Genomic DNA, 14617 nt, shown 5'->3' with positions numbered 1-14617 from the left:
TCAGAAAAGTTTATTTTGGTGCAGATTTGATATAAGCTCCGGTGAAATATTATGTAATCATTTTTTTTATGTTCCTGCTCCTCCCCCTCCAGGCACAGGAAAGATCCCTGGTTCAGGGAATCGTGAAAAACAATGATTCGCTGCTTAAAAATGTGCACATCAACAATGTTTCTTCAGGAAAATTTTCTGTTTCGGGGGAGCAGGGGTTGTTTCAGCTAAAGATAAAAACCGGTGATACTTTGGTATTGTCTCATGTAGGAATGAATGACCTTATAAGCTTCATAAAAGCTGAAGACCTTCAGAAGTCACCATTGTTCTTTCAGATGATTGAAAACTCCCAGGAATTAGGAGAAGTAGTAATTGATGAAAATTCAGAAATTAATGCGGTAAGCCTGGGAATCATTCCGAAGAAAATAGAAAAGCTCTCCATGAACGAGAGGAGATTGGAAACAGCCGGCGATTTTAAATTTATTCACCTGCTGGGCCTGCTGGGAGGTTCTTTAGAGATTGATCCTATTCTAAATGCCATTAACGGCCGTACAAAAAAGCTGAAGAGAAATATCAGGATAGAAAAAGAACAGCGAAATATCGCATTTTTGGAGATCCACTACAAACCTTATATGCTGGAGACAATGCAATTGACCAGCGGAGAAGTCACCTTGCTCATCGATTTTGCCTTGGAGAAAAAAGAACTACAAGCCTTGTTGGATGAAAAAAATGATGCTGCTATAAAACTTTTTCTTCACGATTGTTGGTTTCACTTGAGCAAACGAATGGAATCATCTAATTAGCATTTTCCAACAACTATTAAAATTGCTGTTAAACATGGCTAATAGCTGCACTTTTATTGCATTTTTCTAATAAATTTAAGACCCATGATTAACTAGCTGAATAATTTTCTTTCATTTGCTATGCGTGCATAATAAAATTTTCTTAACTTTGAAATTGTATGAAAGAAAAAACCATTGATTACGTTCTTCGCGCGACCTGGATTGCTATTGCTAAAATGTACAATGAAGAGGCCGGAAAAGAAGGAAGTACAATGGCTACAGGCTTTGCTCTTTTGAGTATAGATCCCGAGGAGGGCACCCCTTCTACCTCCCTGGGCCCAAAAATGGGAATGGAAGCCACCAGTTTGTCGCGAACCCTTAGAACCATGGAGGATAAAGGTCTCATAAAGCGGAAGAAAAATCCGGTAGACGGGCGTAGTGTCTTAATTTACCTCACCGATTTTGGAAAAGAGATGCGCGATTATTCTAAGAAAGTGGTACTTACTTTTGACCAGGCGGTAAGAAATGAAATCCCTCAAGAAGATCTCGATAAGTTTATTGAGGTAGCTTCAAAAATCATGGATCTTATTGCCACGCGTAAAATTTACAATGAATCATAAAATCGTTCAGGCGATTATCAAAATAAATAACAACATGAAAAGACGAATCAACAAAGTTGCAATTATAGGTTCGGGGATTATGGGGAGTGGTATTGCCTGCCATTTCGCCAACATTGGCGTAGAGGTGCTACTACTAGATATTGTTCCCCGGGAACTGACCGAAAAAGAAAAAAAACAGGGTCTTACCCTGGAAGACAAACAGGTGAGGAACCGTATTGTTAACACAGCACTGCAGGATGCTTTAAAATCGAAGCCCTCTCCTATTTATCATAAAGACTTTGCCAATCGCATTAAAACCGGAAACCTGGAAGATGATATCTCGAAGGTATCGGAAGTTGACTGGATCATGGAGGTTGTTGTGGAGCGCCTGGATATTAAAAAACAGGTTTTTGACAATCTTGAAAAGCACCGCAAACCGGGAACATTGATCACCTCCAATACTTCAGGAATCCCAATTCAGCAAATGAATGAAGGCCGAAGTGAAGATTTCCAGAAACACTTCTGCGGAACACACTTTTTCAACCCTCCGCGATATTTAAGACTGTTTGAAATTATTCCGGGGCCAGATACTTCCGAAGAAGTTTTGGAATTCCTCAATGAGTATGGAGAGAAATTCCTTGGAAAAACTTCGGTAGTCGCAAAAGACACTCCGGCGTTTATTGGGAACAGGATTGGCACTTACAGTATCATGAGCCTTTTCCACATGGTGAAGGAGCTTGATCTTACTATTGAAGAAGTTGACAAACTTACAGGTCCCGTTATAGGAAGACAAAAATCTGCCACTTTTAGAACTGTAGACCTTGTAGGACTTGACACGCTTAAACATGTTGCTGAAGGCCTGCATAAAGGAGTGCCTACCGATGAAGAGCACGATCTTTTTGCCATGCCCGACTATATTAATACCATGGTCGAGAATGAGTGGTTTGGAAGTAAAAGCGGACAGGGTTTCTACAAAAAGATCAAGAACAAAGACGGTTCAAGTGAAATCCAGTCACTTGACCTTAATACACTTGAGTACCGGGCACAAAAAAAGGCAAATTTTGCTACTCTTGAATTAACGAAAACGATTGATAAAGTTTCAGATAGGTTTAAAGTTCTGGTTGACGGTAAAGACAAAGCCGGGGAGTTCTACCGAAAGAATTTTGCTGCTATTTTCGCCTACGCCTCTAAAAGAATTCCTGAAATCACCGATGAACTCTACAAAATAGATGACGCCATGAAAGCCGGTTATGGCTGGGAACATGGTCCGTTTGAAATTTGGGATGCCATAGGTGTTAAAGAAGGTATGGAAATTATGAAAGCTGAAGGCAAAGAGCCTGCAGCCTGGGTAAACGAAATGCTTGAAAAAGAAAATAAAGGCTTCTATACCGTTAAAGACGGTAATACCTGGTATTACGATATTCCGGCAAAGGAGTACAAAAAGATTCCGGGGCAGGATGCATTTATCATTCTGGATAACATCAGGGAATCCAAAAAAGTATTCAGTAACAGCGGAGTTGTAGTTGAAGATCTTGGCGACGGCATCCTGAATGTGGAATTCCGCAGTAAGATGAATTCGATTGGCGGAGATGTTCTTGACGGACTCAACAAAGCCATTGATCTTGCTGAAAAAGAATACCAGGGGCTGGTTGTCGCCAACACCGGAAAAAACTTTTCTGTAGGAGCTAATATTGGGATGATCTTCATGATGGCTGTGGAGCAGGAATATGATGAGCTTAATATGGCTATAAAATATTTCCAGGACACCATGATGAGAATGCGCTACTCCTCTATTCCAACAGTTGCAGCACCACACGCTATGACTTTGGGTGGTGGATGTGAACTTTCACTACACGCAGATAAAGTTGTCGCTGCAGCCGAGACTTACATCGGACTTGTTGAATTTGGAGTTGGGGTAATTCCCGGCGGTGGAGGTTCCAAGGAAATGACCTTGCGTGCTGCCGATACCTTCCAAAAAGATGATGTGGAGTTGAACCGACTTCGGGAACATTTTCTCACCATTGGTATGGCAAAGGTTTCAACCTCAGCTTACGAAGCTTACGACCTGAATATTCTTCAGAAAGGAAAAGACATTGTGGTAATTAATCCAGATCGCCAGCTGGCAATTGCTAAAAAGCATGCGCTGCTCATGGCAGAGAATGGTTATACCAAACCTGTAAAGAGAACAGATATTAAGGTATTGGGTAAACAAGCACTGGGTGCCTTCTTAGTAGGTACAGACCAGATGTACGCCGGTAAATACATTAGCGAACACGACAAGAAGATCGCCAACAAACTGGCTTACGTAATGGCCGGAGGTGACCTTTCTGAAAACTCTTATGTGAGTGAACAATACCTGCTCGATCTGGAAAGAGAAGCATTCCTTTCTTTAACAGGAGAAAGAAAAACCCTGGAGAGATTGCAGCATATGTTGCAGAAAGGGAAACCGTTGAGAAATTAGTATTGAGTAGTAAATAGAGCTAGTAATGCACAAACTGAGCGACCTTAAGATCTGGAACAAAGCCATGGATGTGGCTGAATTGACATACTTACTTTCAGCTAAATTTCCTTCAGAAGAAAAATTTGGCTTAACAAGTCAAATAAGGCGCAGTGCAATTTCAGTTCCTTCTAATGTTGCCGAAGGAGCTGGTAGATCTACAAAGGGAGAATATAAAAATTTCTTAAGTATTGCTAATGGATCTTCTTATGAACTTCTAACTCAACTCATTTTATCTCATCGACTCAATTTGGTGCCTGAAGAAGATACCAGAGAAGTTATTTCGGAGGTGATTGAAATACAGAAAATGAATTATGCATTGATAAAATCGTTAGAAAAGTGAGTAGTCTCAATACTCACTACTAACTACTAAATACTGAAAAATGAACAAAACAGCTTACATCGTAAAAGGATACCGAACTGCAGTGGGAAAATCGCCGCGGGGGGTATTCCGATTTAAAAGGCCAGATGAATTAGCGGCAGAAACTATCCAGTTTATGATGGATAAGCTGCCCGAATTTGATAAAAAACGCATCGATGACGTGATCGTTGGTAATGCTATGCCCGAAGCCGAACAGGGACTTAACGTAGGGCGTTTTATCTCCCTCATGGGGCTAAACACAGAAGACGTTCCCGGGATGACGGTGAACCGTTACTGCGCCTCAGGTCTCGAAACCATTGCTATTGCAACAGCCAAGATCCAGAGCGGAATGGCTAATTGTATTATTGCAGGTGGTGCAGAAAGCATGAGCTATATCCCAATGGGCGGTTATAAACCAGTTCCCGATTATAAACTGGCTAAAGCCGGAAAGGAAGATTATTACTGGGGAATGGGATTAACTGCGGAAGCAGTTGCTCAAAAATACAAGGTTTCAAGGGAAGACCAGGATGAGTTTGCATTCAACTCTCATCAAAAGGCTCTAAAAGCCCAAAAAGAAGACCGCTTCCAGGATCAGATCGTACCAATCACCGTAGATCAAACTTATGTGGATGAAAATGGTAAAAAACAAACGAAATCTTACACCGTCAATAAAGATGAAGGACCTAGAGCCGATACTTCAAAAGAAGTTTTAGGAAAACTAAGACCTGTTTTTGAAGAAGGTGGTAGTGTGACTGCAGGTAACTCTTCTCAAATGAGTGATGGTGCCGCTTTCGTCATGGTAATGAGCGAAGAAATGGTGAAAGAACTAAACCTGGAGCCGGTGGCAAGACTTGTTAGCTATTCGGCTGTTGGGGTTGAACCAAGGATCATGGGAATTGGACCCGTACATGCCATTCCTAAAGCAGTTAAACAAGCTGGGATTCAACTTAATGACCTTGAGATGATCGAGCTTAACGAAGCTTTTGCATCTCAGTCTTTAGCAGTGATTAGAGAACTTGGACTTGATATGAACCGCATGAACCCTAACGGAGGCGCTATTTCGATGGGTCACCCGTTGGGATGTACAGGAGCCAAACTATCAGTGCAGTTGTTCGATGAAATGCGCAAACGTGACCTGAAGAATAAATACGGAATGGTAACCATGTGCGTAGGTACAGGACAGGGAGCCGCAGGAGTTTTTGAATTTCTGTCGTAAAAAAAGAGACTAGAAACTAGAGTCTAGATACTAGACTTTTCAACTAAAATAAAAACCAGTCTAGACTCTAGGTTCTAGAAGTCTAGGTTCTAAAAAAAACAAAATGAGCACACAAACAGATAGCAACAAAAAAGACCTTCTTCGCGGAGGGCAGTTTCTGGTAAAGGAAACAAAAGCAGAGGATATTTTTACTCCCGAAGATTTTTCGGATGAGCAAAAAATGATGCGCGAATCGGTACAGGAGTTCGTGAATCGGGAAGTAATGCCGAAGAGAGAAGAGTTCGAAAAGAAGAATTACGACCTCACAAAAGAGTTAATGGAAAAGGCCGGGGAAATGGGCTTTTTGGGAGTTTCAGTTCCTGAAGAGTACGACGGCCTGGGAATGGGATTTGTAACTACCATGCTGGTAGTGGATTATATTTCAGGGGCTACGGGATCATTTTCGACTGCTTTTGGAGCCCATTCGGGGATTGGAACGCTTCCAATTACCCTCTATGGTAATGAGGAACAAAAGAAAAAATATCTTCCGAAGCTCGCTACTGGAGAATGGTTTGGGGCCTATGCATTGACCGAGCCGGGAGCTGGTAGTGATGCAAATTCAGGAAAGACAAAAGCAGTTCTTTCTGAAGACGGAAAGTATTACAGCATTACAGGTCAAAAAATGTGGATCTCCAATGCCGGGTTCTGCAATATGATGATCGTCTTCGCACGAATTGAAGATGACAAAAATATCACCGGATTTATCGTGGAATATGATCCTGAAAATCCAAATGGTATTTCTCTTGGGGAAGAGGAAAAGAAACTTGGTATCCACTCCTCCTCTACCCGTCAGGTATTCTTTAATGAGACAAAAGTGCCTGCAGAGAATATGCTTTCAGAAAGAGGAAACGGATTCAAAATTGCCATGAACGCCCTTAACGTGGGCCGTATTAAACTTGCGGGAGCCTGTCTTGACGCCCAGAGAAGATCTATTGATGCTTCAGTAAAATATGCAAATGACCGCGTACAGTTTAAAACTCCTATTTCCCAGTTTGGTGCGATACAGTCTAAACTTGCAGAGATGGCAACTTCAGCTTACGCAGGGGAATCGGCTTCATATCGTGCTGCAAAAGATATTGAAGACAGGATTTCTATCCGCCAGGCCGAAGGAAATTCCCACCAGGAAGCCGAATTGAAAGGGGTTGAAGAATACGCTATTGAATGTTCTATCCTTAAAGTGGCAGCTTCAGAAGATCTTCAGAATTGTACCGATGAAGGTATCCAGATCTTTGGAGGAATGGGCTTCTCGGCCGATGCTCCTATGGAATCTGCCTGGAGAGATGCGCGTATCACCCGTATATATGAGGGTACAAACGAGATCAACCGTATGCTTTGCGTAGGAATGCTCGTAAAAAAAGCTATGAAAGGCCATGTTGATCTTTTAGGGCCTGCTACCAAAGTGGGAGAAGAACTCACTGGAATTCCATCTTTTGACAAACCCGATTTTTCTGAACTTTTTGCTGAAGAAAAAGAAATGGTGAAAAAGCTGAAAAAGGTATTCCTGATGGTTGCCGGTAGTGCAGTTCAAAAATTTGGACCTCAGCTGGAAGATCACCAGCAATTGCTTTTAGCTTCCGCAGATATCCTTATCGAAATATACATGGCAGAATCTACCATTTTAAGGACAGAGAAAAATGTGAACCGCTTTGGTGCCGATACTCAAAAAGAGCAAATTGCGATGGCAAAATTGTACCTGTACCACGCTGTTGACATTATTAATCAAAAAGCCAAAGAAGGAATTGTTTCTTTTGCTGAAGGTGATGAACAAAGAATGATGTTGATGGGGCTAAAAAGATTTACAAAATATGAAAATCAGCCAAACGTCGTAGAATTGCGTAAGGTGATTGCCGATAAAGTAATTGGAGAGAATAAATATCCTTTCTAAATTAATTCTGCATCAATTAAATCTGATCAAGGTCGCCAATGGCGGCCTTTTTCTTTTGTTATTTCTTTAACAGGTTATTTCCTCTTCATTTTATAGCTTGAAAAGAAAGGAAAAACAATCCTATGGGAGACACAACAAGGAACATCCTCATCTTTTTAGTCGCTTTATTGGTTCTTTATTTCCTGGTCCACTTTCTACTGAAGAAACTTGGAAAAGACCCTGCTAATATTCTACCTCACAATATTGCAAGTCGCCTGAAGGTTCCCATGATCGTTCTTTTTCTTGCAGTTGCAATCCAGGCAGGGCTCATAAACAGGGAAATTATAACAGATGAAAATCAGATAGATTTATTCCAGCAAATAAGGTCTATCCTGCTTATTTTCAGTTTCACCTGGTTCATTGTAGTTGCTATAAGAATTGCCAAAAATCAATTTTTAAAACAATTTGATGTCAATACGGCCAATAATCTCCGTGCCCGTAAATTTTACACCCAATTCAATATAATAGAGAGGATAGCCATCTTTGTGGTTGTTCTTTTTGCCCTTGGTATAGCCCTACTCACATTTGATGGAGTAGAAGAAATTGGGGTAAGTATTTTAACTTCTGCGGGGATAGCAGGTATTGTACTGGGGCTTTCAGCTCAAAAAGTATTTGGAACCATATTCGCCGGAATTCAAATAGCCATCGCCCAACCTATACGTATTGATGATGTTGTTATCGTGGAAGGGGAATGGGGGCGTATTGAGGAGATCAAACTCACTTATGTGGTTGTACAAATTTGGGACAAACGCCGGCTGGTACTACCTACAACCTACTTTATTGAAAAACCCTTTCAAAACTGGACCCGTAATTCATCTGACATTTTGGGAACCGTTTATATTTATACCGATTTTGATCTTCCTATTGACAAGTTAAGAGAGGAACAGACGCGGCTTTTAAATGCAACCGATCTTTGGGATCGAAAAGTTGATGTTATTCAGGTGACCGATCTTACTGAAAAAACCATGGAACTAAGGGCATTAATGAGTGCAAAGGATGCTCCTACCGCCTGGGACCTACGGGTGTATGCCAGAGAAAATCTCCTGAAGTTTATTCAGGAAAACTTCCCCGACAGTTTGCCACGTACACGTCTTGAAGTTAAAGAAGAGCGTCCTCGTCAAGAAGGGCCTTCAAATTTGCCTCAGAAGTAATATTCTGAGAAAAATTCATTGCCGTCTCAATCAACGCCAGGTGTGAATATGCCTGCGGAAAATTACCCAAAAGACGCTTAGTTTTAAAATCAAGGTCTTCACTAAACAACCCAAGGTGGTTACTGTAAGAAAGCAATTGATCAAACATTTTCATTGCCTTTTCCTTTTCTCCAATCTTGTAAAGGCTGTTTATAAACCAGAATGTACAAATAGTAAAGGATGACGATGGGGTACCAAAATCATCTTTGTTCTTGTACCTGAATAAAAGTCCGTTATAGCTAAGTTCTCTTTCAGTAGCTTTTACTGTGCTTATGTAGCGTGGATCTTTAGCTTTTATAAATCCGTAGTTCTCCATTAACAAGGTAGAAGCATCTAAGTCTTTAGAACCATAAGATTGGGTGTAAGCCTGCACCTCCTCGTTCCATCCCCGGTGATAAATATCATCATAGATCTCCTGTCTAAGGTTTTTCCACTTTTGATCATTTATCCCATTTCTAAGGATTTCCCCAATTTTTACTGCCCTGTCTACTGCTACCCAACACAGCAATTTGGAGAAGGTAAAATGCCGCTCTTCGGTCCTGAATTCCCAAATACCCTTGTCGGGTTGTTTCCAATGCTCCTCCACAATACGCACAATACCTCTTACAATGGTCCACAACTCTTCGCTGTTCTCCAGAGTAGTCTCAAATCTCAAAAACTGCTGATAAATGACCTCCATTAAAATCCCGTAGATATCATTCTGCTTTTGAATATAAGCTGCATTTCCAACCCTTACTGGCTTGGAGCCTTCATAGCCTTCAAGGTGATCAAGAATATGTTCGGTCAATTCCTTTTCGCCATTGATGCCGTACATAATTTGCAGCTTTTCATTCTTATTGGGAATGAGGTCGATGATAAACTGCAGAAAATGCTCTGCCGATTCCCGGTGGCCCAGGCTTGTCATAACCTTTATAACCATAGAGGCATCCCGAATCCAGCAGAAACGGTAATCCCAGTTACGTACTTCGCCAATAGTTTCAGGTAAAGAAGTTGTCACAGCGGCAAGCACTGCCCCGGTTTTTTGATAGCTCATAGCCTTTAAAACAAGAGCACTGCGATTTACAGCTTCGTCGTAGAAAGGAAATTTGGTGGTAGATTCACTCCAGTTCATCCAATACGTCTTGGTGCGCTGGAATTTCAAATACGCCCTTTCCAGGTTCTGTTCCCTCAGTTTTTCATGATATCCCAGTAAGAAATAGGCATGATCTTCAAGAGTGATTTCCTCGGCATGCAACACCTTATCAAGTTCGAGACTCGTGTAGAGATAAAGGGAGTCGTAAGTGCCCTTTTTGGTGAAACTCTTAAGGTAATAACGGTGGTTCTCGGTAAAGGTTTCCTCCCGGGCATAATCAAGCCGGGGCTGGTAATGCACTTTAACCCTGGGTTTTCCCTTGAGAAGGTGAATATACCTCACCACATCTGGTGGCGTGTAAAAATCTCCGTCGTCTTCCCTGTACCGGGGCATAAAATCGATCACCTCAAACGCTGCAGCTTCCGAAGTAAAAGTGGTACATAGAATATTCGTTTTCCGAAGGTACTTTTGAGTTACAGTATAATCGGGCGACACTTCAAAAGAGAAATGGCCGCCTTTATTCTTGTCGAGCAATTTTGCAAAAACCGAAGCCGAATTAAAGTTGGGCAAACAACACCATTCCAGAGAACCCGATTTCGATATTAATGCGGCACTTTTACAATTGCCTATCAATCCATAATCCAGTGTATCCATTTAGTCTTAAAGTTCTTTTAAAAAGGTAGGGCACTTATTTTAAATTTCGGAAATTTAAGCAAAATGAATAAGATAGAACCCGCTTAAAATTTACTATGGGCAAAACAATAATTATCTCTAATCGCCTACCCTTACAAATAAATATTACCGAAGATGAAAAATTAGAAGTTACACCCAGCGTTGGTGGGCTTGCAACGGGACTTAAGAGTTTTCACCAGGAGGGAGACAGTATATGGATTGGTTGGACCGGACTGGCTGCGGAAGATATTCCGGAAGGTTTGGAAGAAGAAGTAAAATCTGAAGCCAGGAAACAAGCCTGTGTGCCTGTTTCTTTGACCACCGAGGAAATTGAAAAATTTTACTACGGCTTTAGTAACCGCACTATTTGGCCCCTGTTCCATTACTTTATGGAATATACAGAGTTTCAGCCCGAACACTGGGAAGCTTATAAACAAGTGAATGAAAAATATGCCGAAGCTGTTGTTGAACACCTGGATGATGATGATGTAGTGTGGGTGCATGATTACCAGCTCCTGTTGCTACCCGAATACATCAGGAAAAAAAACCCGAAGGTTACCATAGGCTTCTTTAATCATATCCCCTTCCCTTCTTCTGAAGTATTTCGCACCCTGCCCTGGAGGGAAGAAGTGCTGAAAGGAATGCTGGGCGCCGATCTTATAGGTTTTCATACCTACGATTATGAAAGGCACTTTTTGCGCTCTGTAAACCGTATACTTAGGTATGACATCAACTTCAATAGCGTAAATATTGGAAGCCGCATCGTACGGTCCGATTCATTTCCTATGGGTATTGATTATAAGAAGTTCCGCACGGCAGCAAAAGAACATTTTAATCAGCCGCGAAGTGAGAATTCAGATATTCAGAAAAAGCTGGACTACCACAAATACGTTACCCGCAACACCAAGCTTATCCTTTCTATAGACCGCCTCGATTACACCAAGGGTATAGCCAACAGGATAAGAGCCTTTGGTTATTTTCTTGAAAAGTATCCGGAATATCAGGAAAAGGTTAGACTTATCATGCTGGCGGTACCTTCACGGACCAATGTACCGCAATACCAGCTTTTAAAGAGGGAAATTGACGAACTGGTAGGCCGCATCAATGGAAAATTTGCTACTATCAACTGGACACCTATATGGTACTTTTACCGTTCTATGCCCTTTGAAAATCTTATAGATCTTTATACATCCAGTGATGTTGCGCTTATTACCCCAACCCGTGACGGGATGAACCTGGTGGCAAAAGAATATATCGCCACAAGAACAGACCAAACCGGAGTTCTAATTTTAAGTGAAATGGCGGGGGCAGCGCATGAACTCAATGAGGCACTTATCATCAACCCGAATAATTTTGAACAGATTGTAGATACCATTAAAATGGCTCTCGAAATGCCCGAAGAAGAGCAGGTGCGCCGCAACAAGATCCTTCAGAAGAGACTTAAGAGATATAACGTAGAAAAATGGGCCAAAGATTTTATGAAAAGCCTGAAAGAAACCAGAAGTTCCAGAAAAGCTTTTAAGGCAATACAGCTTTCAGAGAACGTAAAAAAAGACCTTTTTGACAAGTATAGTGCAGCCCAGCGCCGCATTTTGTTCCTCGATTATGACGGAACTCTTCGGAAATTTGTAGATAAACCCGAAGAAGCCATGCCCGACCCTGAGCTACTCGAGTTGATTACCCGCCTTGGAGAACAAAAAAACACCCGCGTAGTTCTAATAAGCGGAAGAGATAAAGAAACCCTGGGAACCTGGTGGAAAAATGTTCCTATAGAATTAATTTCTGAACACGGGGTATGGAACCGGCCGGTAAACGAAAAGTGGCAACTCACCGAGAACCTCAACAATAACTGGATGGCCTCGGTAAGGCCGGTGCTGGAAACTTATGTAGACCGCACCCCCGGAACTTTTATCGAAGAGAAAAACTTCTCTCTTGCCTGGCATTACAGAAAAGCAAACCCCGAACTGGGCGAAGTTAGAGCCAATGAACTATCTGCCGTTCTTAAAGACATGATTGCAAATCATGGTCTTACCGTACTACAGGGGAATAAAGTACTTGAAATAAAGAACAGCGGTGTCAATAAAGGCAAGGCAGCCAACAAGCTACTGGTAGAAAAATACGATTTCATATTTGCCATTGGAGATGACTGGACAGACGAATATTTATTCACCGAACTCCCCGATCAAACAGTAAGCGTGAAAGTAGGGCGAAACAAAACTGAAGCAAAATACTACATTGAAGATGTAGATGAAGTACGGGAACTCCTGGAGCAGTTTGTGAGCCTAACACATTAAAAAAGCTCACTTTTTTTGTTAATAATGAGCAAAAATTGTTACTTAATTTAAATCAACCTTAACTGTACGATTTACTGCAAGTCACCTTTATAGACTATATTAGTAGTTGGATATAACACCATTATCAATTTAGAAAAAACTCAACATGAAAACAGGAAAAATTTTAGCAGGCATACTATCAGGAGCCGCAGTTGGTGCCATAGCAGCTTTATTATTTGCACCAAAAAAAGGATCTGAAACCCGTAAAGATATTGCTGACAGAGGTAACGAATACCTTTATGGAGCAAAAAGCAAATACAACGATCTCAGCGATAATCTTTCCCACAGGTATGATTCAGTAAAATCAAAATTAAAAGGAAAGCAGGAAAAGCTTGAGGCAGAAATGAATGGAGACGATAAAATCATCTACTAAGTTTTTCTTAGCACCACTAAGAGGTTGCTTTAAATGCTATAAAAAGTTTGTCTAAAATTGTAAACCTATTCCTATAGGTCTGTTTATCAGAAAAGGGATACAAACCAAATTTAGATAAACGAGAAAGTGGCTTTTAAAACAGCCTCTTTTTTTTGCGCTATTTTCACTATTTTGCTTTTTAGAAATTTAAAAAATTATGTTCAAAAATGCCATTTTTGCCACCTTACTATTTTGCGGTTTATCCACTTATGCTCAAAAAGTAGCCCCGCCACAGGTAGATCTTCGAATCTATGATATCATCGAAGAAGTTTCGGCCGATGAAATTGAAGCCGACATTAGGCGCCTCGCAGGTTTTGGCACCCGGAACACCTTTAGTGACACCGTTTCCAATACCCGCGGTATAGGTGCTGCCCGCCGATTCATAAAATCTGATTTTGAAGAAATTTCCAGAAACTGTAATGAATGTCTTGATGTATTTTATCAAAAAGATTTTGTCACCAAAGAAGGAAATGACCGCGTTCCAAAAGATGCATGGGTGGTAAATGTTGTGGCGGTGCAAAAAGGTTCAAAGTATCCCAATCGGTATATTATCATGAGTGGTGATATAGATTCCCGCGCCAGCAATACGATGGATTTTACCACAGATGCTCCCGGCGCCAATGACAACGCCAGCGGAATGGCAGGAGTTATGGAAGCGGCCCGTGTACTTTCAAAATACAACTTTGACAACAGCATTATCTATTTAGGCTTATCGGGAGAAGAACAGGGGCTTTTTGGCGGCCGCGGATTTGCAAAAATGGCAAAAGATAAAGGCTGGGAAATCATTGGAGTGCTTAACAATGACATGATAGGTAACATTGAAGGAGTAGACGGCGTTATTGACAATCGCACTTTCAGGATCTTTTCTGAACCCGTGCCTCCTACCGAAACCGAACGAGAGCGGAATATGAGGAGGTTCTATGGCGGTGAAGTAGATGGCATTTCCCGTCAACTGGCAAGGTATGTACACCGCACTACCCAAACCTATATGCCCGAAATGAACCCCATGATGGTCTACAGGTTGGATAGGTTTGGCCGTGGCGGGCACCACCGTCCTTTTAACGATCTTGGTTTCCCCGGAATCAGAATAATGGAAGCCCACGAGAATTACACGCAGCAACACCAGGATATACGTACCGAAAATGGCATTGAATATGGAGATGTTATTGAGCACGTAAACTTTGATTATGCTGCTAAACTCACTGCAGTAAATGCAATTACCATTGCCAGCCTTGCCTGGGCTCCTCCTGCCCCAAAAGAGGTCGCTATTGGTGGAATTGTTGAACCTTCTGCAAAATTAAAATGGGAAAAAGTAGCGGGAGACAATGTTGCCGGCTATAAGGTTTACTGGAGAGACACTACTGCGCCACAATGGGAGCATTCAAGATTTGTGGGTGATGTAGACAATTTTACTCTTGAAGGCATTGTGATTGACAACTTCTTCTTTGGCGTCTCAACAGTAGGAAAAAACGGAAATGAAAGCGTGGTGGTATTTCCATCGGCTACTTTCTGATAAAAAATAATGCTCTAAA

11 protein-coding genes are annotated in these 14617 nt (G+C 41.5%); 10 read left to right on the top strand and 1 reads right to left on the bottom strand.

Features of this window, described 5'->3' with window-relative positions:
- Positions 1-68 precede the first annotated feature (68 nt).
- From VS868_RS11015 to VS868_RS10985, 7 genes are all read left to right on the top strand, one after another.
- Positions 69-791, top strand: coding sequence for a hypothetical protein (locus VS868_RS11015; protein WP_345597447.1), 723 nt, complete (start codon positions 69-71; stop codon positions 789-791).
- Positions 792-949: 158 nt separating this feature from the next.
- A complete protein-coding gene (locus VS868_RS11010; RefSeq protein ID WP_265162799.1) occupies positions 950-1390 on the top strand; it encodes a MarR family transcriptional regulator in 441 nt (146 codons plus the stop codon).
- Positions 1391-1424: 34 nt separating this feature from the next.
- Complete coding sequence (locus VS868_RS11005) at positions 1425-3830, top strand: 3-hydroxyacyl-CoA dehydrogenase/enoyl-CoA hydratase family protein (RefSeq protein ID WP_266067828.1); 2406 nt, start codon at positions 1425-1427, stop codon at positions 3828-3830.
- Positions 3831-3855: 25 nt separating this feature from the next.
- Positions 3856-4209 (top strand): four helix bundle protein, encoded by a 354-nt coding sequence (locus VS868_RS11000; RefSeq protein WP_266067829.1) that lies wholly within the window; start codon positions 3856-3858, stop codon positions 4207-4209.
- A gap of 40 nt (positions 4210-4249) precedes the next feature.
- The gene (locus tag VS868_RS10995) at positions 4250-5443 is read left to right on the top strand and encodes an acetyl-CoA C-acyltransferase (protein WP_345597442.1); all 1194 of its coding nucleotides are present in this window, start codon (positions 4250-4252) and stop codon (positions 5441-5443) included.
- 103 nt (positions 5444-5546) lie between these two features.
- The gene (locus VS868_RS10990) at positions 5547-7367 is read left to right on the top strand and encodes an acyl-CoA dehydrogenase family protein (protein ID WP_345597440.1); all 1821 of its coding nucleotides are present in this window, start codon (positions 5547-5549) and stop codon (positions 7365-7367) included.
- A gap of 122 nt (positions 7368-7489) precedes the next feature.
- Positions 7490-8557: a mechanosensitive ion channel domain-containing protein gene (locus VS868_RS10985; RefSeq protein ID WP_345597437.1), complete on the top strand. Its 1068-nt coding sequence runs from the start codon at positions 7490-7492 to the stop codon at positions 8555-8557.
- Here the strand turns inward: VS868_RS10985 and VS868_RS10980 are convergent.
- Positions 8505-10322: a glycoside hydrolase family 15 protein gene (locus VS868_RS10980; RefSeq protein WP_345597435.1), complete on the bottom strand. Its 1818-nt coding sequence runs from the start codon at positions 10320-10322 to the stop codon at positions 8505-8507. The genes VS868_RS10985 and VS868_RS10980 overlap by 53 nt on opposite strands.
- 95 nt (positions 10323-10417) lie before the next feature.
- On the opposite strand from VS868_RS10980, the gene VS868_RS10975 reads away from it, so the two are divergent.
- From VS868_RS10975 to VS868_RS10965, 3 genes are all read left to right on the top strand, one after another.
- Positions 10418-12634, top strand: coding sequence for a bifunctional alpha,alpha-trehalose-phosphate synthase (UDP-forming)/trehalose-phosphatase (locus VS868_RS10975; protein WP_345597433.1), 2217 nt, complete (start codon positions 10418-10420; stop codon positions 12632-12634).
- 145 nt (positions 12635-12779) lie between these two features.
- Positions 12780-13046 carry a YtxH domain-containing protein gene (locus VS868_RS10970; RefSeq protein ID WP_266067835.1) on the top strand — a complete coding sequence of 89 codons (267 nt, stop codon included), beginning with the start codon at positions 12780-12782 and terminating at the stop codon, positions 13044-13046.
- Positions 13047-13242: 196 nt separating this feature from the next.
- The gene (locus VS868_RS10965) at positions 13243-14598 is read left to right on the top strand and encodes a M28 family peptidase (RefSeq protein WP_345597430.1); all 1356 of its coding nucleotides are present in this window, start codon (positions 13243-13245) and stop codon (positions 14596-14598) included.
- Positions 14599-14617 lie beyond the last annotated feature (19 nt).

Source organism: Salinimicrobium sp. 3283s (genome assembly GCF_039602225.1).
Lineage (GTDB): Bacteria > Bacteroidota > Bacteroidia > Flavobacteriales > Flavobacteriaceae > Salinimicrobium > Salinimicrobium profundisediminis.
This window is presented reverse-complemented; position numbering and strand designations above follow the sequence as displayed.

Bases quoted from the DNA above. Each gene is read 5' to 3' on its own strand.
- VS868_RS10975 (WP_345597433.1), top strand. From the start codon at position 10,418: ATGGGCAAAACAATAATTATCTCTAATCGCCTACCCTTACAAATAAAT.
- VS868_RS11015 (WP_345597447.1), top strand. From the start codon at position 69: ATGTTCCTGCTCCTCCCCCTCCAGGCACAGGAAAGATCCCTGGTTCAG.
- VS868_RS10985 (WP_345597437.1), top strand. From the start codon at position 7,490: ATGGGAGACACAACAAGGAACATCCTCATCTTTTTAGTCGCTTTATTG.
- VS868_RS10995 (WP_345597442.1), top strand. From the start codon at position 4,250: ATGAACAAAACAGCTTACATCGTAAAAGGATACCGAACTGCAGTGGGA.
- VS868_RS10990 (WP_345597440.1), top strand. From the start codon at position 5,547: ATGAGCACACAAACAGATAGCAACAAAAAAGACCTTCTTCGCGGAGGG.
- VS868_RS11005 (WP_266067828.1), top strand. From the start codon at position 1,425: ATGAAAAGACGAATCAACAAAGTTGCAATTATAGGTTCGGGGATTATG.
- VS868_RS11000 (WP_266067829.1), top strand. From the start codon at position 3,856: ATGCACAAACTGAGCGACCTTAAGATCTGGAACAAAGCCATGGATGTG.
- VS868_RS10965 (WP_345597430.1), top strand. From the start codon at position 13,243: ATGTTCAAAAATGCCATTTTTGCCACCTTACTATTTTGCGGTTTATCC.
- VS868_RS10980 (WP_345597435.1), bottom strand. From the start codon at position 10,322: ATGGATACACTGGATTATGGATTGATAGGCAATTGTAAAAGTGCCGCA.
- VS868_RS10970 (WP_266067835.1), top strand. From the start codon at position 12,780: ATGAAAACAGGAAAAATTTTAGCAGGCATACTATCAGGAGCCGCAGTT.
- VS868_RS11010 (WP_265162799.1), top strand. From the start codon at position 950: ATGAAAGAAAAAACCATTGATTACGTTCTTCGCGCGACCTGGATTGCT.